The organism is Streptomyces sp. NPDC088400 (assembly GCF_044753355.1).
Lineage (GTDB): Bacteria > Actinomycetota > Actinomycetes > Streptomycetales > Streptomycetaceae > Streptomyces.
Genome location: NZ_JBIVMZ010000001.1, coordinates 544,193 through 565,731, shown reverse-complemented (window position 1 = coordinate 565,731; position 21,539 = coordinate 544,193). Strand labels below are relative to the sequence as shown.

At 69.3% G+C, this 21,539-nt stretch carries 20 protein-coding genes; 12 read left to right on the top strand and 8 right to left on the bottom strand.

Annotated elements, in window-relative coordinates:
• Window positions 1-69: 69 nt before the first annotated feature.
• Together ACIQD6_RS02645 and ACIQD6_RS02640 are read left to right on the top strand one after the other, a co-directional pair.
• Window positions 70-435, top strand: coding sequence for a hypothetical protein (locus tag ACIQD6_RS02645; RefSeq protein WP_401877256.1), 366 nt, complete (start codon window positions 70-72; stop codon window positions 433-435).
• Window positions 436-750: 315 nt separating this feature from the next.
• Entirely contained in the window at window positions 751-2,142 is a 1,392-nt protein-coding gene (locus ACIQD6_RS02640) for a hypothetical protein (protein WP_401877254.1), read from the top strand.
• A 16-nt stretch (window positions 2,143-2,158) separates the two neighbouring features.
• Here the strand turns inward: ACIQD6_RS02640 and ACIQD6_RS02635 are convergent, their stop codons facing one another.
• The 3 genes from ACIQD6_RS02635 to ychF form a co-directional block, all read right to left on the bottom strand.
• Window positions 2,159-2,572 (bottom strand): PIN domain-containing protein, encoded by a 414-nt coding sequence (locus tag ACIQD6_RS02635; protein ID WP_401877252.1) that lies wholly within the window; start codon window positions 2,570-2,572, stop codon window positions 2,159-2,161.
• Complete coding sequence (locus ACIQD6_RS02630) at window positions 2,554-2,838, bottom strand: hypothetical protein (RefSeq protein WP_401877251.1); 285 nt, start codon at window positions 2,836-2,838, stop codon at window positions 2,554-2,556. The genes ACIQD6_RS02635 and ACIQD6_RS02630 overlap by 19 nt, the downstream gene beginning before the upstream one ends.
• A 280-nt stretch (window positions 2,839-3,118) precedes the next feature.
• Window positions 3,119-4,207 carry a redox-regulated ATPase YchF gene (ychF, locus tag ACIQD6_RS02625; RefSeq protein WP_401877249.1) on the bottom strand — a complete coding sequence of 363 codons (1,089 nt, stop codon included), beginning with the start codon at window positions 4,205-4,207 and terminating at the stop codon, window positions 3,119-3,121.
• Window positions 4,208-4,438: 231 nt separating this feature from the next.
• Between ychF and ACIQD6_RS02620 the strand changes: the two genes are divergently transcribed.
• The gene (locus ACIQD6_RS02620) at window positions 4,439-5,197 is read left to right on the top strand and encodes a DUF6542 domain-containing protein (RefSeq protein WP_401877248.1); all 759 of its coding nucleotides are present in this window, start codon (window positions 4,439-4,441) and stop codon (window positions 5,195-5,197) included.
• 39 nt (window positions 5,198-5,236) lie between these two features.
• Here ACIQD6_RS02620 and ppgK read toward each other — a convergent pair whose 3' ends face one another.
• Window positions 5,237-5,974 carry a polyphosphate--glucose phosphotransferase gene (gene ppgK / locus ACIQD6_RS02615; protein ID WP_401877246.1) on the bottom strand — a complete coding sequence of 246 codons (738 nt, stop codon included), beginning with the start codon at window positions 5,972-5,974 and terminating at the stop codon, window positions 5,237-5,239.
• 164 nt (window positions 5,975-6,138) lie between these two features.
• The gene (locus tag ACIQD6_RS02610) at window positions 6,139-7,167 is read right to left on the bottom strand and encodes a 4-hydroxy-3-methylbut-2-enyl diphosphate reductase (protein ID WP_401877245.1); all 1,029 of its coding nucleotides are present in this window, start codon (window positions 7,165-7,167) and stop codon (window positions 6,139-6,141) included.
• A gap of 85 nt (window positions 7,168-7,252) precedes the next feature.
• Between ACIQD6_RS02610 and ACIQD6_RS02605 the strand changes: the two genes are divergently transcribed.
• The 4 genes from ACIQD6_RS02605 (at window position 7,253) to ACIQD6_RS02590 (ending at window position 11,081) form a co-directional block, all read left to right on the top strand.
• Window positions 7,253-8,665: an APC family permease gene (locus ACIQD6_RS02605; RefSeq protein ID WP_401877244.1), complete on the top strand. Its 1,413-nt coding sequence runs from the start codon at window positions 7,253-7,255 to the stop codon at window positions 8,663-8,665.
• A 46-nt stretch (window positions 8,666-8,711) separates the two neighbouring features.
• Complete coding sequence (gene xseA, locus ACIQD6_RS02600; RefSeq protein WP_401877242.1) at window positions 8,712-9,920, top strand: exodeoxyribonuclease VII large subunit; 1,209 nt, start codon at window positions 8,712-8,714, stop codon at window positions 9,918-9,920.
• A gap of 162 nt (window positions 9,921-10,082) precedes the next feature.
• Entirely contained in the window at window positions 10,083-10,340 is a 258-nt protein-coding gene (locus ACIQD6_RS02595) for an exodeoxyribonuclease VII small subunit (RefSeq protein WP_401877241.1), read from the top strand.
• 150 nt (window positions 10,341-10,490) lie between these two features.
• Window positions 10,491-11,081, top strand: coding sequence for a malonic semialdehyde reductase (locus ACIQD6_RS02590; protein WP_401877239.1), 591 nt, complete (start codon window positions 10,491-10,493; stop codon window positions 11,079-11,081).
• 117 nt (window positions 11,082-11,198) lie between these two features.
• Here ACIQD6_RS02590 and ACIQD6_RS02585 read toward each other — a convergent pair whose 3' ends face one another.
• Window positions 11,199-11,786 carry a DUF4245 domain-containing protein gene (locus tag ACIQD6_RS02585; protein WP_401878092.1) on the bottom strand — a complete coding sequence of 196 codons (588 nt, stop codon included), beginning with the start codon at window positions 11,784-11,786 and terminating at the stop codon, window positions 11,199-11,201.
• A gap of 132 nt (window positions 11,787-11,918) precedes the next feature.
• Here ACIQD6_RS02585 and glpX point away from each other — a divergent pair, with 132 nt between their 5' ends.
• Window positions 11,919-12,950: a class II fructose-bisphosphatase gene (gene glpX, locus ACIQD6_RS02580; RefSeq protein ID WP_401877237.1), complete on the top strand. Its 1,032-nt coding sequence runs from the start codon at window positions 11,919-11,921 to the stop codon at window positions 12,948-12,950.
• 218 nt (window positions 12,951-13,168) lie between these two features.
• Here the strand turns inward: glpX and ACIQD6_RS02575 are convergent, their stop codons facing one another.
• Together ACIQD6_RS02575 and ACIQD6_RS02570 are read right to left on the bottom strand one after the other, a co-directional pair.
• A complete protein-coding gene (locus ACIQD6_RS02575) occupies window positions 13,169-13,543 on the bottom strand; it encodes a WhiB family transcriptional regulator (protein ID WP_401877235.1) in 375 nt (124 codons plus the stop codon).
• Between the two features lie 213 nt (window positions 13,544-13,756).
• Window positions 13,757-14,440, bottom strand: a complete 684-nt coding sequence (locus ACIQD6_RS02570; protein ID WP_401877233.1) for a DUF1707 domain-containing protein — start codon at window positions 14,438-14,440, stop codon at window positions 13,757-13,759.
• 232 nt (window positions 14,441-14,672) lie between these two features.
• On the opposite strand from ACIQD6_RS02570, the gene ACIQD6_RS02565 reads away from it, so the two are divergent.
• The 4 genes from ACIQD6_RS02565 to ACIQD6_RS02550 all read left to right on the top strand — a co-directional run bounded on the left by ACIQD6_RS02565 (window position 14,673) and on the right by ACIQD6_RS02550 (window position 21,240).
• Window positions 14,673-16,337: a fumarate hydratase gene (locus tag ACIQD6_RS02565; RefSeq protein ID WP_401877232.1), complete on the top strand. Its 1,665-nt coding sequence runs from the start codon at window positions 14,673-14,675 to the stop codon at window positions 16,335-16,337.
• A 206-nt stretch (window positions 16,338-16,543) separates the two neighbouring features.
• The gene (locus tag ACIQD6_RS02560) at window positions 16,544-18,022 is read left to right on the top strand and encodes a class II fumarate hydratase (protein ID WP_401877231.1); all 1,479 of its coding nucleotides are present in this window, start codon (window positions 16,544-16,546) and stop codon (window positions 18,020-18,022) included.
• An 84-nt stretch (window positions 18,023-18,106) separates the two neighbouring features.
• On the top strand, window positions 18,107-18,784 hold the full coding sequence (locus ACIQD6_RS02555) for a DUF402 domain-containing protein (protein ID WP_401877229.1): 678 nt from the start codon (window positions 18,107-18,109) through the stop codon (window positions 18,782-18,784).
• A gap of 563 nt (window positions 18,785-19,347) precedes the next feature.
• Window positions 19,348-21,240: a SpoIIE family protein phosphatase gene (locus tag ACIQD6_RS02550; RefSeq protein WP_401877227.1), complete on the top strand. Its 1,893-nt coding sequence runs from the start codon at window positions 19,348-19,350 to the stop codon at window positions 21,238-21,240.
• Window positions 21,241-21,539: the final 299 nt, after the last annotated feature.

Genomic DNA, 21,539 nt, shown 5'->3' with positions numbered 1-21,539 from the left:
GCGCCCTGGGCCGGGCCTGCTGTCAGGCTTGCGGCTCAGGGCAGTCGAGGCCGAGTTCGATCACCGCGAGTGCACGAGTGCGATGTCCTGATCCTGCCGGCCGACGAGGCTGCACTCTCACGGCAGATCCGGATGGCGCCGCGAGGCAACAAGTGCCTGCTGGCCATCGAGTGCAAGTACTACACCGCCAGCCGGGTCGGCATCGGCCACGCGCGTAATTCCGAAGGGCTGCACAGCGACCTGCGGACCGCCCGCAACCTGTTCGTCTCCAACACGAGAGCATCGAGCGTGGTCAAGTACCTGTCCGCCCGCAAGCGCGGATACGAGCGGGAGGTCGTACCGGCCAACGTCAACACCGTCGGCTACACACGTGGCCAGATCCGCGAGGCGTTCAAGATCTACCTCGGCAAGACGGCTCCGTCCACGGTGATCTGATTCAGACGCGCACCGCGGCGACCGTCGACGACGTCCACGTACGCCCGATCTCGGGCTCAGTGCTTGCACCACGATGTCGGCCCACTGCCCTTCCCGGACCTCCACCCGGCACCCCAAGCCAGTTCAGCCAGATCCCTATCAACGATTCTGAACCCAAGCCGTTTCGCATCAATACCAGGAATAGCCACTCTCGCCGTAAACACGCCCTCTATATCTCTCACTCGAACGAAGAGTCCTTTCAACGGCCCAGAATTCTCGTAAGGGCAGCGGGCATCGTCTCCGGGGCAGAGCACCCAGGGAACGGCGGGAAACTACATGGAACAGGCCCTCAACAAGCGGCAGCAGGCCGTGCTCGACTGGGTGGGCCAGGGGTGTCCCGACGGAGTCTGGCCGGACAGCACGTACAAGACCAGCGGACAAGCCCTGCAGAACCGAGGGCTCATCAAGGTCACCAAACGCCGAGGGCATTGGAGCGCCCACCTCACCGAGAAGGGGCAGCAGCATCTCATCGACCGCGGCATCCGCCCCGTGGAGCAGAGCACCCGGGCGCCGGAACGGCCCGCTCGAAAGCCGGCACCGCCGCGCCCCAGAGCCGCGCCGAAGGTCCTTGCGAACGATGTGGACCAGCTACTCGATGAACTGGCCGCTGCGAACGACGGCTGTCTCATCAAGCCCATCGAATCCGGCCCGCACGCGGTGAATTGGGCGTCACGGGTCAACGCCGCCCGCAAGTCCGGCAAGATCCCCCACACGCAGGAAATCCGCGGATACCGCACCCACCGCGGCTACGAGATCCAGCTGGTCGACATCCCTGCCTGGCGCCTTGCGGAACTCACCCCGCTCCCTGTGCCGGCCAGACTCACCAAACCCCATGCCATCGTGGCAGCCCTCCAAAAGCAGCCGCAGCCCATGGGCCTGACCAAACCCCTCCAGGGCCGAGCCCTGCGCATCATCCAAACCCTCATCACCGCCACCGAAGCACAAGGCCACAAGGCAGCGCTCGGAACCACACAAGGCGCTCCCCCGCCCCATCGGCGCCGCAAGGCACCACCGCACTTCTCCATTACTGCCCAAGGCGAAAGTGTCGGCTTCCTCGTCCTTCAAGAACAGGACCGCAGCGAACACGTCCCCACGGACAAAGAACTCGCCGACGCCAAGAAGTACTCATGGATGCGCATCCCCCGCTTCGACTACACCCCCTCCAGCCGGCTGCGTTTCATAGTCCGCGGTGGCAGCCCGCACCGTGCAATCGAATGGGCGGATCTCCCCGACCGGCCTCTAGAAGAACAACTCGCCGAGATCGTGCAGGAGGTCGGCCTCCGTGGCGAAGCCGCGGAGCGCAAACGCCTCGCGGACCAGAAAGCCAGAGAGGTCGAGCGAAAGCGCTGGGAAGCCGCCATGCAGGAAGCCCACGCCGCCTACGCCCACGCCTACCGCGTCAAACACCTCGGAGAACAGGCAGACACCTGGCACCAGGCCAGCCGACTGACCGCATACATCGCAGCAGTACGCAACCACGTCACATCACTGCCACCCGGGCAGGAGCGAACCGAGATCGAGGCGTGGCTGGCGTTCGCGGACGCGCACCTCCAAATCCTCACCGAATCGGTCTCAGCGCCGAAACTGCCCACGCCACCAAAGCCCAGCGGCGACGACCTCAAGCCTTTCCTCGGCCACTGGAGCCCCTACGGACCCCGCTCCTACTGAGCCGGACCAGGGGAAATCACACCGCCACAAGCCGGACCCGCTCGCCGCACAGCTTGGTCATGTCGTCAATATCGGAAGTCAGCATGACCACGGGGCGGTGCTGTCGCAGCGCGGCCTCGGCAACAACCGCATCGATCGCGTACTTGTGTCCGTGCAACCCGGCATTCATCAGCAACTTCGAGGCAGCCCTCGCCTCCTCATCACCGACCGGGACGACCCGCAGCCCGGAAAGCACCCAGTTCAGGCGGGACTTGTTCGTACGGGCATGGACGGCCTCGATGATGGTGAGCGCACTGATCACGACCTCCATGCCGCGGGAGCGCGCCTCAGCGACCAGAGCCACGACCTGCTCGTCGTCGGCGAGCAGCTTCGAGAGTCCCTCGCTGTCCAGGACAAGTGTCCCCTCATGACTCAACCTGCGGCGGGCCACTCGGCCTCCTCGGCGAACACCTCGTCGAAGACCTGCCGCGCCCGCCGACGAGCCGGTTCGGAGACCGGCCCCTTGCGGCTCTCGTAGTCCGCCAGGTACTCGTCCAGGACCTGCCCGCGCAGCTCACGCTCGACCGCCTCGGCGATGAACGCGGAGAACTCCCGCTTGCCCACCCGCGCCCGGATCGCCTCCGCCGTCCCCTCCGGCAGCGACAGGCTCACCCGCGTCGCCGGCCCTTCCCCGATGCTGTACGTCGTCTCAGCCATACCTCGATTGTGTCAAACGAGTAGGAAAAGCGCCACGCTCGCACTACCTTCACAGCTCGGTCAGCGCCCGGCTCGCACAAATCCCAGCACGGGCACCCCTATCCCGTCCCAGCACAATCCCAGCACGGTACGGATGACCAGGGATGACGACAGGTGACGAGGGGTCAGCTATCCCAGCACCATCCCAGCACGGGAAAAAACCAAGGGCCCGACCCCGAAGAGTCGGACCCTCTCTTACCTGCATGTTTGCCAGATCAGCGACGTGGTGATACCTGAGCCACTACACGTTGAAGCGGAACTCCACCACGTCCCCGTCCTGCATGACGTACTCCTTGCCCTCCATGCGGGCCTTGCCCGCCGAGCGGGCGTCGGCCACCGAGCCCGTCTCCACCAGGTCGGCGAAGGAGATGACCTCCGCCTTGATGAAGCCCTTCTGGAAGTCGGTGTGGATCACGCCGGCCGCCTCGGGGGCCGTGGCGCCCTTGTTGATCGTCCAGGCGCGGGATTCCTTGGGGCCGGCCGTGAGGTACGTCTGGAGGCCGAGGGTGCGGAAGCCTACGTGGGCGAGGGTGGCCAGGCCCGGTTCTTCCTGGCCCACCGACTGGAGGAGCTCCAGGGCCTCCTCGTCGTCCAGCTCGGCGAGGTCCGACTCCAGCTTGGCGTTGAGGAAGATCGCCTCGGCGGGGGCGACCAGGGCGCGCTGTTCGTCCTTGAAGGTGTCGTCCGTCAGCTCGTCCTCGTCGACGTTGAAGACGTAGAGGAAGGGCTTCGTCGTGAGCAGGTGCAGGTCGTGCAGCGGCTCCGACTTCTCTGTGCCCTGGACGATGCCCGCCGAGAAGAGGGTCTCGCCGCGCTCCAGGATGGCCTGGGCCTCCTCGATCGCTTTGACCTTCGGCAGGACGTCCTTCTTGATGCGCGACTCCCTCGCCAGCCGCGGCAGGACCTTCTCGATCGTCTGGAGGTCGGCGAGGATCAGCTCGGTGTTGATCGTCTCGATGTCGTCCTTGGGCGAGACCTTGCCGTCGACGTGGACGACGTTCTCGTCCTTGAAAGCGCGGATGACCTGGCAGATCGCGTCCGACTCACGGATGTTCGCCAGGAACTTGTTGCCCAGGCCCTCACCCTCCGAGGCGCCGCGCACGATGCCGGCGATGTCGACGAAGTCGACCGTGGCCGGGAGGATCTTCTGGGAGCCGAAGATCTCCGCGAGCTTGTTGAGGCGCGGGTCCGGTACGCCGACCACGCCGACGTTCGGCTCGATGGTGGCGAACGGGTAGTTGGCCGCCAGCACGTCGTTCTTGGTCAGGGCGTTGAACATGGTCGACTTGCCGACATTCGGCAGACCGACGATTCCGATCGTGAGCGACACGTTGGCGACTTCCTGAAGTGGGTGCTGAGCGGGTACCGGAGGGGTACTGGCTGATGGCCTGTGCGGCCCGGGGACCGGACCGATCCCCCAGTTTACGGGCGGGCCGCGGCGGGCGACGACGGGCCGGGGGCGCACCGTGAAGGGCCCGGCGCCCTCGAACTCAGCGCCAAGGTCCCCCAAAGCGCGTGTCCAACGCCGGATTCGTCCCCCTCCGCCACCTACTTTGGTCCGGTGGAGCAGCACTGGACTCGTCAACAGGCCCCGCGTCGGCCCCGGCCGCAGAGCCCCGTCCCCGAGCGGAACCGGCAGAGCGCCCTCGCGCAGCGGAGCACCATTTCCGGGCCCGTCGGCGTCTACGGGATTCCCGCGAAGCCCCGGCGGGTGCCCACGGCACGGCGTCAGCCGCGCCGGCTGCCCAATCCCCGGTTCACCGGGCTCGGCGCCGGGCTGTTCGCCACCGCCACGATGCTGTTCTTCGCCTACGCGGACCAGCTGCTCCTGGACGGTGAGCCGCTGGTGTACGGGGTGCTGTTCCTGCCGGTCAGCGCGGTGACGGCGCTCTGGGTACGTACCGCTGACCTCGTGACCGCCCCCATCAGCGTGCCCATCGCCTTCGCGGTCGGCATCCTTCCGATCGCCGGTGGCACCGGCGGCATCGGCGGGCACGCGATGGCACTCATCACCTCGCTGGCCGTGCACGCCGGCTGGCTGTACGGCGGCACTCTCGTCGCCGGGCTCATCGCGTCCGTACGGAAGATCCGGGAGATGGGGCGACGGCAGCGGATCCGCGAGGCGGTCGCCAGGACCGCCGCCGAGGCCGCCTCCACCAGGGCCGGGACCGGGACAGCGACCAGGACGGCGACCGGGGCGGGGACAGCCAGGGCTGGTGCGGCCCGGACCGTACCCGCCAGGACCGGGGCGGCTCAGAACGGGACCGCCCGGACCGGGGCCACCGCCTACCGTGCCACTCGGAGCACATGGCGCGGCTAGGCCGTGCTAAAACACGGCCCAGGTCCCGTCAGACCGCGCTCACCGTCCCGCCGCCGCCATTGCCGCGCCCACGATCCCCGCGTTGTTCTGAAGCTCCGCCGGGAGGATCTCGGCCCTGATCCCCTCGATCAGCGGGAGGAACTTATCGGCCTTACGGCTCACCCCGCCGCCGATGATGAACAGCTCCGGCGAGAACAGCATCTCCAGATGCGCCAGATACTTCTGGACGCGGTGCGCCCAGTGGTGCCAGCTCAGTTCCCCGTCGTCCTTGGCCTTCGTCGAGGCGTGCTTCTCCGCCTCGTGACCGTGCAGCTCCAGATGGCCCAGCTCGGTGTTGGGGACCAGCTTGCCGTCCACGAAGAGCGCGCTGCCGATGCCCGTACCGAAGGTCAACAGGAACACCGTGCCCTTACGGCCGCGCCCCGCGCCGAACGCCATTTCCGCCACACCCGCCGCGTCGGCGTCGTTGAGGACCGTGGCCCGCAGATTCAGCCGGTCGCCGAGCACCTGGCCCGCGTCCATGTCGATCCACGACTTGTCGACATTGGCGGCTGTACGGATCACGGAACCCGTGACCACGCCGGGGAAGGTGATCCCGACCGGACCCGACCAGCCGAAATGCCGTACGACCTCGACCACGCCGTCGGCGACGCTCTCGGGCGTCGCCGGATGCGGGGTGAGCACTTTGTGCCGCGGTTCGACCAGGTCGCCGCGGTCCAGGTCCACGGGCGCGCCTTTGATGCCCGAACCGCCGATGTCCACTCCGAAGACGTTCATGGACACAACGTTACGGGCAGACGCTGACAGCGACTTCCGGACGGTCACTTTCCCGCGCAGAGACTTCCGGACGGCGGCTTTCTCATGCGCAGGCTCCGGATGCGCAGGCTCCGGGACGGCCGCTTTCCTCGCACAGAGGCCGGCGACCGCCCCGCGGGCTCAGCTCACTTCTCCGAGAGTGCCGCCGCCTCGGCGCGCAGGTCTCGGCGCAGCTCCTTGGGGAGCGAGAACGTGATCGACTCCTCCGCCGCCTTGACGATCTCGACATCCTCGAAGCCGCGCTGCGAGAGCCACTCCAGGACGCCCTCGACCAGCACCTCCGGCACGGAAGCGCCCGAGGTGACGCCGACCGTGGAGACTCCGTCCAGCCATGCCTCGTCGATCTCCTCGGCGCCGTCCACCAGGTGGGAGGCGCGGGCACCGGCGCCGAGGGCGACCTCGACCAGGCGTACCGAGTTGGAGGAGTTCTTGGAGCCGACGACGATCACCAGGTCCGAGTCGGCGCCCATCTGCTTGACCGCGATCTGGCGGTTCTGCGTCGCGTAGCAGATGTCGTCGCTCGGCGGCGACATCAGCTGCGGGAACTTGTCCTTGAGCGCGTCGACCGTCTCCATGGTCTCGTCCACGGAGAGCGTGGTCTGGGAGAGCCAGACGACCTTCGACTCGTCGCGGACCTCGACATTGGCGACATCGCCCGGTCCGTCGACCAGCGTGATGTGGTCCGGGGCCTCGCCCGACGTACCGATGACCTCCTCGTGGCCGTCGTGGCCGATGAGCAGGATGTCGTAGTCCTCCTCCGCGAAGCGGACGGCTTCCTTGTGGACCTTGGTGACCAGGGGGCAGGTCGCGTCGATGGTGGCGAGCTTGCGCTCGGCCGCTTCCTCGTGGACGACCGGGGCGACGCCGTGCGCCGAGAACATGACGATCGATCCCTCGGGGACCTCCGCCGTCTCCTCGACGAAAATGGCGCCCTTCTTCTCCAGGGTCCGGACGACGTACTTGTTGTGGACGATCTCGTGGCGGACGTAGACCGGCGATCCGTACTGTTCCAGGGCTTTCTCAACAGCGATAACGGCACGGTCGACCCCGGCACAGTAGCCGCGGGGCGCGGCGAGCAGGACGCGTTTGCCGGCGCGGCGCGCGGCGTCTCCACTGGGGGTGGCGGCGGGCGACGGGCGGGACGTAGCAGTCATGCCCCCCATCGTAAGGCCGTGCCGAAGGGGCGGGAGATCGGCCGTCTCCCCGACACTGGGCGTACGCGATCGACGGAGGGGCGCGATGGCCGACACCGGTGACGGTACGGACGGGCAGTCAGCGGAGGTGCGGGGAACAGGGGACGGGCGCGGGGACGGACTGCGGCGGACTCTCGGCTTCCGCGATCTCGTCGTCTACGGGCTGCTGTTCATCGCGCCGATGGCCCCGGTCGGCGTCTACGGCACGCTCGACGCCCGGTCCCACGGATCCGTGGCGCTGGTCTATGTGGTGGCGACCGTCGCGATGGCGTTCACCGCGTTCAGTTACGCCCAGATGGTGCGGGTCGCCCCGCAGGCCGGTTCCGTGTTCGCGTACGCGCGCAAGGGGCTCGGCGAGGGGCCCGGGTTCATCGCCGGCTGGATGGCGATGCTCGACTATCTGCTGATCCCCGCCGTTGCCTATCTCTTCGCCGGGATCGCGATGGAGGCGCTGGTTCCCGCCGTCGACCAGTGGGTGTGGACGGCGATCGCCGTGGTGATCACCACACTGCTCAACCTCTGGGGCGTACGGGCGGCGGCCCGCGTCGGCTTCGCGGTGCTCGCCATGGAGATCGTGGTGTTGCAGGTGTTCGTGGTGTCGGCCGTCGTCGTTCTCGCCCGGGACGGCGCGGAGCGTGGCTGGGCCACGCCGTTCACCGGCGATACGGAGTTCTCGCTCGCGGCGGTGCTCGGCGCGGTGTCGGTCGCGGTGCTGTCGTATCTGGGGTTCGACGCGATCGCCTCGTTCGCCGAGGAGGTGACGGGCGGTTCGCGGCAGGTGGCGCGGGCAGTGCTGTTCTGTCTGGTGCTGGCGGGCGTGCTGTTCGTCGCGCAGACCTATCTGGTGGCGCTGCTGGAACCACTGTCCTCGGCCGAACTGGCCGCCGACCCGGCCGAGCAGGGGTCGGCGTTCTACGACGCGGTCGACGCGTCGGTCGGGACCTGGCTGCACGATCTGGTGGCGGTCAGCAAGGCGATCGGCGCGGCGTTCGCGGCGCTGGCCGGGCAGGCCGCGGCGGGGCGGCTGCTCTTCGCGATGGGCCGCGAGCGCCGGTTGCCGCGCGCGCTGGCCCGTACGGACTCGGGTGTGCCACGCGTGGCACTGCTGCTGGCGGCGGTGGTCACGCTGGTGGCTGCGGTGTGGGCGGCCCGCCTCGACGACGGTCTCGACCACCTGGTTTCCGTGGTGGACATCGGGGCGCTGACCGCGTTCGTCCTGTTGCACGCCTCGGTGGTGGGATGGTTCGCGGTACGGCGTGCCGAGGGGCCGCCGAACTGGTTCGCGCATGTGGTGCTGCCGGTGACCGGCGCGGCGATCCTGGTCGCGGTGATGGTGGAGGCCACGAGTACGGCGCAGGTCGTGGGCGCGATCTGGCTGGCCGTGGGGCTGGTGGTGCTGATCGCGCAGCGGGGGCGCGGCGCGGGGCACGGCCCTTCCGTAGGAAGGGCGGCACCGTAAGGCCGTTTCCGGGGCGATGTCAGAGGCGGCGGATACGCTCCTCGGTATGGCTCTCCAAACGTCCGCGGACGCTCCGCTGCCCGTCGGCGAGGTGTCGCGGCTCATCGGCGGATGGATCGACCGGCTCGGCGCCGTCTGGGTCGAGGGGCAGATCACGCAGCTCTCGCGCAGGCCGGGGGCGGGGGTCGTCTTTCTGACGCTGCGTGACCCGTCGTACGACATCTCGGTGAGCGTGACCTGTTACCGGCAGGTCTTCGACGCGATCGCGGACGTGGTCTCCGAGGGCGCGCGGGTCGTGGTGCAGGCCAAGCCGGAGTGGTACGCGCCACGCGGGCAGTTGTCGCTGCGGGCCACGGAGATACGCCCCGTCGGAGTGGGCGAACTGCTGGTACGGCTGGAGCGGCTGAAGAAGTCGCTGGGCGCGGAGGGACTGTTCGCCGCCGACCGCAAGCGGCCGCTGCCCTTTCTGCCGCAGCTGATCGGGCTGGTCTGCGGGCGGGCGTCGGCGGCCGAGCGGGATGTCCTGGAGAACGCGCGCAGGCGGTGGCCCGCGGTGCGTTTCGAGGTACGGAACACGGCGGTGCAGGGGGTCAACGCGGTGGCCCAGGTCGTCCAGGCGGTCGAGGAGCTGGACGCGCTGCCCGAGGTGGACGTGATCATCGTGGCGCGCGGCGGCGGCAGCGTGGAGGATCTGCTGCCGTTCTCGGACGAGCAGTTGGTACGGGCGGTGGCCGCGTGCCGTACGCCGGTCGTGTCCGCGATCGGGCACGAACCGGACGCGCCGCTGCTGGACCTGGTGGCGGACGTACGGGCCTCGACGCCGACCGACGCGGCGAAGAAGGCCGTGCCGGACGTCGGGGAGGAGCTGGACCGCGTACAGGCCCTGCGGGACCGGGCGTTGCGGACGGTCCGGGGGCTGCTCGACCGGGAGGAGCGCGGTCTCGCGCACGCGCTGGCCCGGCCCGTGATGGAGCGGCCGCACCGGATGGTGGACGAGCGCGAGGCCGAGGTGGCCGCGCTGACCGACCGGAGCCGGCGGGTGCTGCGGCATCTGCTGGACCGCGCGGACTCGGAGCTGTCGCACACCCGGGCGCGGGTGGTCGCGCTGTCGCCCGCCGCGACGCTGGAGCGGGGGTACGCGGTGCTGCAGCGGCCGGACGGGACGGTCGTGCGGTCCCCGGAGGACGTCACCGCGGCCGAGGAGCTGCGGGCCCGGGTGGCGGAGGGCGAGTTCACGGTGCGGGTCGCGGAGTGACCGGCACGGCGCGGAGCGGTGCCGCACGCGGCGGCGCCTCGCACGGCCGCTCCCTCACGATCACCGGCGGAATCGCGGTCGCCGCCATCGCTGCCATCGCCGCCGTCGTCGCAGGAATCGTTGTCGGACCGCGCGTACACGCGCGTATTTAGGGTGGATCACATGGCCAGGACGGACGAAGCCACAACGCTCGGCTACGAGCAGGCACGGGACGAGTTGATCGAGGTCGTACGCCGGCTGGAGGCGGGCGGTACGTCACTGGAGGACTCCCTGGCGCTGTGGGAGCGGGGCGAGGAGCTGGCGAAGGTGTGCCGCCGCTGGCTGGAGGGCGCGCGGGCGCGGCTGGACGCGTCGCTCGCGGATGAGGACACGGCTCCCGGCCCGGGCCCGGGTAAGGGTGCCGGCACGAACGAGGAGTAGCACGGGGCCGCGGGGAGTACCGGGGTAGCGGGCGGCGGGTGCCTGTGAGTCGAATCACCCGGATCCAATTTTAGTTGAAGCTTCACACATTCCGCTTGTACGGTGGAACACGATTCCTTGACCACTTGCGCTTTCGGAAGGTGCCCCCACATGTCCCTCGCTCTCGACCCCGCCGCCCAGGACCTCCTCTTCCGCGAGGCCCGCACCGCCAACACGTTCACTGACGAGCCGGTGACCGAGGAGCAGGTGCAGGCGATCTACGACCTGGTCAAGTTCGGACCCACCGCGTTCAACCAGTCGCCGCTGCGTGTCGTCCTGGTGCGTTCCGCCGAGGCCCGCGAGCGCCTCGTGCCGTTCATGTCCGGGGGCAACCAGCCCAAGACCGCCACCGCTCCCCTGGTCGCGATCCTGGCCGCCGACAACGAGTTCCACGAGGAACTCCCCCGCCTCTTCCCGGCCTTCCCGGAGGCCAAGGACGCCTTCTTCAGCGAGCGCCCGGCGCGCGAGCGGTCCGCCACGATGAACGCCGCCCTCCAGGCCGGCTACTTCATCCTCGGCATCCGCGCCGCCGGTCTCGCCGCCGGTCCCATGACCGGCTTCGACGGTGCCGGCATCCAGAAGGAGTTCCTGGACGGCGACCACACCCCGCTGATCGTCGTCAACATCGGCAAGCCCGGCGAGAACGCCTGGTACCCGCGCTCCCCGCGACTGTCCTTCGACGAGGCCGTCACCACCGTCTGAGGCATCGAGCCCGCGTGCACGACGAGGCCGCCGCACCTTCCGGTGAAGGTGCGGCGGCCTCGTCGTATCTACAGGTCCACGTATCTACAGGTCCACCGGCTCAGTCGTATGCGCGGGTCAGGACTTCTCGGCACCGGTTCCGGTACCGGCGTCGGCACCGGAGCCGGACCCGGACCCGGAATCAGACGCGGAGGCGGGCTCCGGCCTCAGCGCGGCAGCCATCTCCGCCAGCCGCTCGTACGACGCCGTACCCGTCACCACCGTCGTCGCGTCACCGTCCCCGCGGACCAGGGCGTCGTACTTCGGCCCCTTCCAGCGCTGCCAGGCCTCGCCCGCCACCTGCTGCGTCTTGCCGGTGTCGGTGGCCTGCTGGGTGACCTCGGGCACGTACTTCTTCGGGGGCGCCGCGGACTGCTCGACCGCCACGTACTGGCCGTCCGGGTCCAGATAGCCCAGATGCCACGCGTCGCCGTCCTGGCGCTTGTACGTGACCGACGTCGGCTTCCACTTCTCCGGCAGGCCCACCGGCGCCAGCACCGGATACGGGGCCGCGCGCCGCGCGGTCAGCAGCTCCACCCGGTAGTCGACGGCCTTGACCGGGGTCGCCGTCTCGTCATGCGGAATGAACACGTAGATCGCGGCCACGACCATCCCGATGACCGCCATCGACAGGAACATGTCCCGCACCGTCTGCTTGCCTCGCATACCTGCCACCGCACCATGGTCGCATCACGGTGCGGTGCTCATACGTGGGGCCCTCTGCTCAATTTGTCGATGTACGGCTAGAGTCGCATCACCCTCTATTCCGGCCGTCGCCGTACAGAAAGGTGCGTCCCGATGACCGAGCACCACCTACCGTCCCCGCTCGATGTGTCTCCCGAGGCCCCCGACCGCAACCTCGCCCTGGAGTTGGTCCGGGTCACCGAGGCCGCGGCCATGGCAGCCGGCCGGTGGGTCGGGCGCGGCGACAAGATCGGCGCGGACGGCGCCGCGGTGAACGCCATGCGCACCCTCGTCTCCACCGTCTCGATGAACGGTGTCGTCGTCATCGGCGAGGGCGAGAAGGACGAAGCCCCGATGCTGTTCAACGGCGAACACGTCGGTGACGGCACCGGCGCCGAGGTCGACATCGCCGTGGACCCCATCGACGGCACCACCCTGAACGCCAAGGGCATGCCCAACGCCATCGCCGTCCTGGCGGCCGCCGACCGCGGCGCCATGTTCGACCCGTCCGCGGTCTTCTATATGGACAAGCTGGTCACCGGCCCCGAGGCCGCCGAATTCGTCGACATCAACGCGCCCGTCTCGGTCAACATCCGCCGGGTCGCCAGGGCCAAACGTTCCTCCCCCGACGACGTCACGGTCGTCATCCTCGACCGCCCCCGCCACGAGGGCATCGTCAAGGAGATCCGGGAGACCGGCGCGCGGATCAAGTTCATCTCCGACGGCGATGTGGCCGGTTCGATCATGGCGGCGCGCGAAGGCACCGGCGTCGACCTGCTGATGGGCGTCGGCGGCACCCCCGAGGGCATCATCTCGGCGTGCGCCATAAAGTGCCTCGGCGGTGTCATCCAGGGCAAGCTCTGGCCCAAGGACGACAAGGAGCGGCAGCGCGCGATCGACGCCGGGCACGACCTGGACCGCGTCCTGTCCACCGACGACCTGGTCAGCGGCGACAACGTGTTCTTCGTCGCCACGGGCATCACCGACGGCGAACTGCTGCGCGGGGTGCGCTACCGCGCGGAGACCGCGACCACCCAGTCCCTGGTGATGCGCTCCAAGTCGGGCACGATCCGGCAGATCGACTCGACGCACCGGCTGTCGAAGCTCCGGGCCTACAGCACGATCGACTTCGACCGCGCGAAGTAGCCGAAGCGACGCGAAGCAGCCGAAGCGGCGCGACCACCGGGCCGACGGCCCGCAGGTACGTCGACGGCCCGCAGGTACGTCGACGGCTCACGCGGATGCGAAAGCGGATACGGAAGGGGCGCCCTCACTGTGCGGCGAGGGCGCCCCTTCCGGATACCTGCCCATCGGATACGCGTCTCTCGGAAAACGCGTCGGCCCGAAACACGGCCCGGTACGCGTCAGCCGGCGGCGGCGACCCGGCTTTCCGTCGAGGCGGCCTTCCTCAGCTCCAGCTCGCGCCGCCTGCGACGGGCCAGCACCACTCGGCGCTCGGCTGCCGTCAGACCGCCCCACACTCCGTACGGCTCGGGCTGGAGCAGCGCGTGCTCCCGGCATTCGACCATCACCGGACAGCGGGCGCAGACCCGCTTCGCGGCCTCCTCGCGCGCCAGCCTCGCGGCTGTCGGCTCCTTGGACGGGGCGAAGAACAGTCCGGCTTCGTCCCGACGGCACACCGCCTCCGAATGCCAGGGCCCGGCCTGATCCTCCCGAGCGGGACTCCGCTGGGGCGGAACGGCGGCGACCTGCAGGGGCTGATGCGGCAGTTGCAGCACGGTCTACTCCTGACGACGGCTTCGCGAGCGAGAGACGATGCAGCCTTCCCTACCCGCTGTACGCACTCCTATGCACTGAGTGGTACCCAGTTCGGAGTTCGGAATATCGTGCGGAATTCCGGACACTCTCGCGCCGCCGGACGGCTTTGGCCGAAAACCACCGAAGATGACCGGCCGTTGGCCGTACGGGAGCCGGCCGGAGCCGACGGAAAATCAGGAACCGAAGTGCTTGCGCAGCCGGTTGTGGAGATCCGCGACCCACTTGCCGCGCCTCGGCTTGGCCTCGACATTCCCGAACAGCGAGTAGCCGTTCACCGTGACGAGGGGCGCGTTCGGGTCGTCGCCCTCCAGGGCCAGAACCTCGAAATTGCCCAGGATGCCGGTACCGTTGCCGCGCAGCGAGATGTTTTCGGGGACCGTGATCTCGACATTGCCGAAAATAGCCGTCGCGTTGATCACGCTGGCGCGCTGACTGAACAGCGCCTCGGTCAGGTCGATCTCGACATTGCCGAAGAGCGCGAAGGCATTGGTCCTGCGCCCGATCCGCCAGCGTCCCTTGCGGGTTGAGCTGCTGAGGATCGCGACCAGGTTCTCCGCCGGGGCCGTCGGATCCTCGGGCCCGTATCCGTACGCGGACGACGAGGACACCGGCCTTCCGGTCGGGCGGCCGTCGGCACCGACGGCCGGCAAGTCCCGCACCAGCGGCTCCAGTTCCCCGACGGTCTTCGCCCGGTAGACGGAGTCGATCCGCTCGGCGTGCTCCTCGGCGTCCAGGCGGCCCTCCGCCAGCGCCTCCCGGAGAATGTCCGCGATCCGGTCCCGGTCGGCGTCGGAGGCCCGGATGGCCGCGGGCTCCGCCGGCGCGACCGGCTTCTGAGGGTGCTTTTCGAGGTCCACGGCCTCAGCGTAGCGAAACGCGATAGATCGCGACTAGGGCCTGTCCGGCCCTGTCGCCGGGAACACACCCCTGGACCGCCGCTTCCCGGCGCGGCCGAGAGCGCCGCGAACACGGGGGTACCGCCGGAACTGAGCCTTACCTCACAGGAGCGGTGTCAGTACGGCGCCCTACGCTGGATGCGCGCCGCCAATGGAGGCCGCGCCTCCGTCTGTCGAGTGAGGAATGGCCGTAATGCCAGAGTTTGCGTACTCCGATCTGCTCCCCCTGGGAGAGGACACCACGCCGTACCGGCTGGTGACCTCCGACGGTGTCTCGTCCTTCGAGGCCGACGGGCGTACGTTCCTCAAGGTCGCCCCGGAGGCACTGCGGACGCTCGCCGCCGAGGCGATGCACGACATCTCGCACTACCTGCGCCCGGCCCACCTCACCCAGCTGCGCCGGATCGTGGACGACCCCGACGCGTCCTCGAACGACAAGTTCGTGGCGCTCGACCTGCTGAAGAACGCGAACATCGCGGCCGCGGGCGTCCTCCCGATGTGCCAGGACACCGGCACGGCGATCGTGATGGGCAAGCGCGGTCAGAACGTGCTGACCGAGGGCGGCGACGAAGAGGCGCTGTCGCACGGCATCTACGACGCGTACACCAAGCTCAACCTGCGCTATTCGCAGATGGCCCCGCTGACCATGTGGGACGAGAAGAACACCGGCTCGAACCTGCCCGCGCAGATCGAGCTGTACGCGACCGACGGCGGCGCCTACAAGTTCCTCTTCATGGCGAAGGGCGGCGGCTCCGCCAACAAGTCGTTCCTCTACCAGGAGACCAAGGCGGTCCTCAACGAGGCTTCCATGATGAAGTTCCTGGAGGAGAAGATCCGTTCGCTCGGTACGGCCGCGTGCCCGCCGTACCACCTGGCGATCGTCGTGGGCGGCACGTCGGCCGAGTTCGCGCTGAAGACCGCGAAGTACGCCTCCGCGCACTACCTGGACGAGCTGCCGGCGGAGGGCTCCCCCACCGGTCACGGCTTCCGTGACAAGGAGCTGGAGGAGAAGGTCTTCGAGCTGACGCAGAAGATCGGTATCGGCGCGCAGTTCGGCGGAAAGTACTTCTGCCACGACGTGCGGGTGGTGCGCCTGCCGCGCCACGGCGCGTCGCTGCCGGTCGCGATCGCCGTCTCCTGCTCGGCCGACCGCCAGGCCGTCGCGAAGATCACCGCCGAGGGCGTCTTCCTGGAGCAGTTGGAGAAGGACCCGGCGCGCTTCCTCCCCGACACGACCGACGAGCACCTGGACGAGAGCGGCGTCGTACGGATCGACCTCAACCGTCCGATGGACGAGGTGCTCGCCGAGCTGACCAAGTACCCGGTCAAGACCCGGCTTTCGCTCACCGGACCGCTGGTCGTGGCCCGCGACATCGCGCACGCCAAGATCAAGGAGCGGCTCGACGCGGGCGAGGAGATGCCGCAGTACCTGAAGGACCACCCCGTCTACTACGCGGGCCCGGCGAAGACCCCCGAGGGATACGCCTCGGGCTCGTTCGGTCCGACGACGGCCGGGCGGATGGACTCGTACGTGGAGCAGTTCCAGGCGGCGGGCGGCTCGAAGGTCATGCTCGCCAAGGGCAACCGCTCCACACAGGTCACCGACGCCTGCGGCTCGCACGGCGGCTTCTACCTCGGCTCGATCGGCGGCCCGGCCGCGCGTCTCGCCCAGGACTGCATCAAGAAGGTCGAGGTCCTGGAGTACGAGGAGCTGGGCATGGAAGCGGTCTGGAAGATCGAGGTGGAGGACTTCCCCGCGTTCATCGTCGTGGACGACAAGGGCAACGACTTCTTCACCGAGCCGGCCCCCGCCCCGACCTTCACCAGCATCCCGGTCCGCGGCCCCGGCCTGGCCTGACCGGCTCCCGCTCGGACGTACGCCGCGCCCTCCCCGGAATTCCGCCGGGGAGGGCGCCGCTTTTTGCGGATACGCCTTCACAGGTACGTCTTCACAGGTACGTCTTCGCAGAGGCGCCCCGGGAACACTCGTTCGGGGGAACGTATGCGTTCAGGGGAACACACGAGGTCAGCCGGACGCTCATCCAGACAGGAGGTACGACAACGATGACGACGGACGAGAACACGGGTGTGGGGCGGGGCCGGACCCCGGACGGCCAGACTCTGGACGGTCAGACCGCAGACGGTCAGACCCCGGACAAGAGCCGGTACCGCACCGAGCACGACTCCATGGGCGAGGTGCGGGTGCCCGCGGACGCCAAGTGGCGGGCCCAGACACAGCGTGCGGTGGAGAACTTCCCCATCTCGGGACAGCGGCTCGAACGCGCGCACATCGAGGCCCTGGCCCGTATCAAGTCGGCCGCGGCCAAGGTCAACGCCGACCTCGATGTGATCGGAAAGGATGTCGCCGAAGCCATCCAGGCCGCGGCGGCCGAGGTCGCGGAGGGCCGCTGGGACGAACACTTTCCGGTGGACGTCTTCCAGACGGGCTCAGGTACCTCTTCGAACATGAATACCAACGAGGTGCTCGCCACGCTCGCCACCGAGCGCCTCGGCCGTCCCGTCCACCCGAACGACGACGTCAATGCCTCGCAGAGTTCCAACGACGTTTTCCCATCGAGCATCCACATCGCCGCGACCGCCGCCGTCACCGGCGATCTGATCCCGGCCCTGGAGCATCTCGCCGCCTCCCTGGAGCGCAAGGCCGAGGAGTTCCAGGACGTCGTGAAGTCGGGCCGTACGCATCTGATGGACGCCACGCCCGTCACGCTGGGCCAGGAGTTCGGAGGCTATGCCGCGCAGGTCAGGTACGGCGTGGAGCGGCTGACCGCCTCGCTGCCCCGGCTCGCCGAACTGCCCCTGGGCGGTACGGCGGTGGGCACCGGTATCAACACCCCGCCCGGGTTCTCCGCGGCCGTCATCGCCGAGGTCGCCGACGCGACCGGGCTGCCGCTGACGGAGGCCCGTAACCACTTCGAGGCGCAGGGCGCCCGCGACGGGCTCGTGGAGACCTCGGGACAGCTCCGTACCCTCGGCGGCTCGCTGACCAAGATCTGCAACGACCTGCGCTGGATGGCCTCGGGCCCGCGTACCGGGCTCGCCGAGATCAGCCTGCCCGACCTCCAGCCCGGTTCCTCGATCATGCCCGGCAAGGTCAACCCGGTGATCCCGGAGGCCGTGCTGATGGTCGCCGCGCAGGTCACCGGTAATGACGCCACGGTCGCCGCGGCCGGCGCCGCCGGGAATTTCGAGCTGAACGTGATGCTCCCGGTGATCGCCAAGAACCTCCTGGAGTCCGTACGGCTCCTCGCCAACGCCTCCCGGCTGCTCGCCGACCGCACCGTCGACGGCATCACCGCGCACGCCGGCCGGGCCCGTGAGTACGCCGAGTCCTCCCTGTCCGTCGTCACCCCGCTGAACAAGTACATCGGGTACGAGGAGGCGGCCAAGGTCGCCAAGAAGTCCCTGGCCGAGCACCGGACGATCCGCGAGACGGTCCTGGCCGCCGGGTACGTGGAGCGCGGCGATCTCACCCTGGAGCAGCTCGACGAGGCGCTGGATGTGCTGCGTATGACGAGGCCGTGAATACGGGTCGGTCGCGGCCGTGAATACGGGACCGCTGCGGCCATGGACCGGGCAAGATCCGTACGACACGCCTAAGATCTGCGCATGGCAGCGACGGAAACGGACGGGCGGCGCTGGGCGCCCGGCACTCAGATCCTGTGGCGGTACCGGGAGAACGCCGGAGACCGCGTGCATATCTGCCGCCCTGTCACGGTCGTGCAGGACACCGACGAACTGCTCGCGGCGTGGCTGGCGCCGGACACACCGTGCGTACGGCCGGTGCTCGCGGACGGTACACCCGTCCACCACGAGCCACTGACCAGCCGCTACACCAAGCCGCGCACGGTGGCGCACGACCGCTGGTACGGGATGGGTGTGCTGAAGCTGGCACGGCCGGGCGAGCCCTGGTCGGTGTGGCTGTGGTGGGAGCGCGGCTGGCGCTTCCAGAACTGGTACGTGAATCTGGAGGAGCCGCGCACCCGCTGGGCCGGAGGCATCGACTCCGAGGACCATTTCCTCGATATCGATGTCTACCCGGACCGCAGCTGGCGGTGGCGCGACGAGGACGAGTTCGCCCAGGCCCAGCAGGACGGACTGATGGAGCGGGACCAGGCGCGGCGGGTCAGGAAGGCCGGGCGGGCGGCGGTCGACCTGATCGACGCCTGGGGCGCCCCGTTCCGCGACGGCTGGGAGCACTGGCGGCCCGACCCCCGCTGGGGGGTGCCCCGGCTGCCGGACGGCTGGGACCGGGCGCCGGTACGAGCGGAGGTCCGAGCGCGATGAACCACACACGAAGCGCGGTGGCACCCGTACGCGACTCGTCGTCGCCTGTACACGACTCCTCGGCATTCGTACGCGACTCGTTGACATCTGTACACGACTTGTCGGCACCCGTACGCGTCTCGCTGGCATCAGTACGCCACCCATTGCCCCCCGTACGAATGACTCACACCGGGACGATTCCTGCCCGAACGCCCCTCGTACGGATGACTCCGTCCCGGGGCGGTCCCACCCGAACGAGCCCTGCCCGTATGCGTGCTGACCAACGCCGTGATCACCCGGGCAGCGCTCTCAGGGCCATGAGACCCTTGATGTGGCCCCAGGGTTCAAACGTAGGATCGTCCTCCGGAACATCGGCGCCCGTGTCAACGGGTGAGCGCAGCGCACGGATTGGCCGCATGTCACACCACACGTCACACCGTTAGTCGCTACGACCGCAAGTCACAACGACCGTGAATCACATCGACCGCGTGAATCACTCGAGGGGGTGGAGCCGTGCGGGAGGGCTGCCACCCTGTCGAAGCGATCGCATCGCACCACCGGCCCGGACGGACGGAACCCCACGCGTGACGGAGCACCCCCCCTCCCACGAAGGCCGGCAGCCACTGGTTGCCCGGTCGCAGGAACGCACGAGGCCGCGGCAGGAGGCGGCAGCCTCGGCGCCGCCTCAGCCCACGGTGCCGGCCCCGGCGGCGGACCCCGCGGGGACCGCACGGCGCGAGGGCGACCGGCTGCGCTTCGTGGGAGCCGCCACCCGCCGTATCGCACGCGGCATAGACCTGGACGAGATCGTGCTGGGGCTGTGCAGGGCGACCGTACCGACGTTCTCCGACGCGATACTCGTCTATCTGCGTGATCCGCTGCCGGTCGGCGACGAGCGGCCGGTGTCGCCGTTCGTGCTGCGGCTGCGGCGCACGGACCGGCTGCGGCTGACCGACGAGGACACCGAGAACGGCTCGCCCATCAGCCCCATCCCGCCACAGGTACAGGTCACCGAGGGGCTGCGGCTGCCGATCCTGGATCCGCAGTCCGATCTGATGCCGGCGGCGGAGCTGTGCGAGGTGCACTCCGGGGGCGCGCTCTCCGAGGTGCTGCGCGGCGTGCGTCCGGTCTTCGGCGACTCGGCCGCGGCCCGCGCCGCGCTGCCCGAGCTGCTGGGCGTGGACCGCACCGTACCGACCGGGCACCGCGCGATCCTCGCGCCGCTGCGGGGCCGACGGCGGGTCATCGGCGCCGCGGTGTTCCTGCGGAGGCCGGACCGGTCGCCCTTCGAGCCGAACGATCTGCTGGTCGCGGCGCAGCTGGCGACGCACACGGCGCTGGGGATCGACAAGGCGGTGCTGTACGGCCGCGAGGCGTACATCGCCGACGAGCTCCAGCGCACGATGCTGCCGGAGAACCTTCCGCAGCCGACCGGAGTGCGGCTGGCCTCGCGCTATCTGCCCGCCGCCGAGACGGCCCGGGTCGGTGGTGACTGGTACGACGCGATCCCGCTGCCGGGCAGCCGGGTGGCGCTGGTCGTCGGCGATGTCATGGGGCACTCCATGACCTCCGCGGCGATCATGGGCCAGCTGCGGACGACGGCGCAGACCCTCGCCGGTCTGGACCTGCCGCCGCAGGAAGTGCTGCACCACCTGGACGAGCAGGCCCAACGGCTCGGCACGGACCGGATGGCCACCTGTCTCTACGCGGTCTACGACCCGGTCGCGCACCGGATCACCATCGCCAACGCCGGGCATCCGCCGCCGATACTGCTGCATCTGGGCGGCCGGGCCGAGGTGCTCCGGGTACCGCCCGGGGCGCCGATCGGGGTCGGCGGGGTGGACTTCGAGGCCGTCGAGCTGGACGCGCCCGCCGGAGCGACACTGCTGCTCTACACGGACGGTCTGGTCGAGTCGCGGCTGCGTGACGTCTGGACGGGTATCGAGCAGTTGCGGGAGCGCCTCGCGGCCACCGCGCAGCTGACCGGGCCCGACCATTCCCCGCCGCTGGAGGCGCTCTGCGACGACGTGCTCGATGTGCTGGGACCGGGCGACCGGGACGACGACATCGCGCTGCTCGCGGCCCGGTTCGACGGCATCGCGCCGAGCGATGTCGCGTACTGGTTCCTGGAGCCGGAGGACGCCGCTCCCGGGCGGGCCCGACGGCTGGCCCGGCGGGCGCTGTCCCGCTGGAACCTGGAAGAGCTGAGCGACTCGGTCGAGCTGCTGATCAGCGAGGTCGTGACCAACGCCGTGCGGTACGCGGAGCGTCCGGTGACGCTGCGGCTGCTCCGCACGGACGTACTGCGCTGCGAGGTCGGGGACGATTCACCGCAGCTGCCCAGGCAGCGGCGCGCCCGCGACACGGACGAGGGCGGACGGGGACTGTTCCTGGTCAACCGGCTCGCACGGCGCTGGGGAGCGACCCGGCTGTCCACCGGGAAGGTGGTCTGGTTCGAGATCTCGACCCGGACGTGATCGGTACGGGCCCCGACACGATCGGTTCGGGAACCCGACACGATCGGTTCGGCGCCGGCATGATCAGTTCGCCCGACGCGATCGGTTCGGGGCCCGATGCGATCGCTACGGGGGCCGTTCGGCACGCGGGATCTCGTTCACCGAGGCCTGGTTCGCGGGGCCGAGCGGGCTCAGGGCGGGCCCGTTTCCAAATGTTGCCGACAAGGTGTCGTAGAGGTTAGCTGGGGCAGGCGGCCGTAGTGACCGCTGTCCCAGCCCGGCACAGGATCTGGGTTTCCACTCCCTCGGTTCACGTGGTT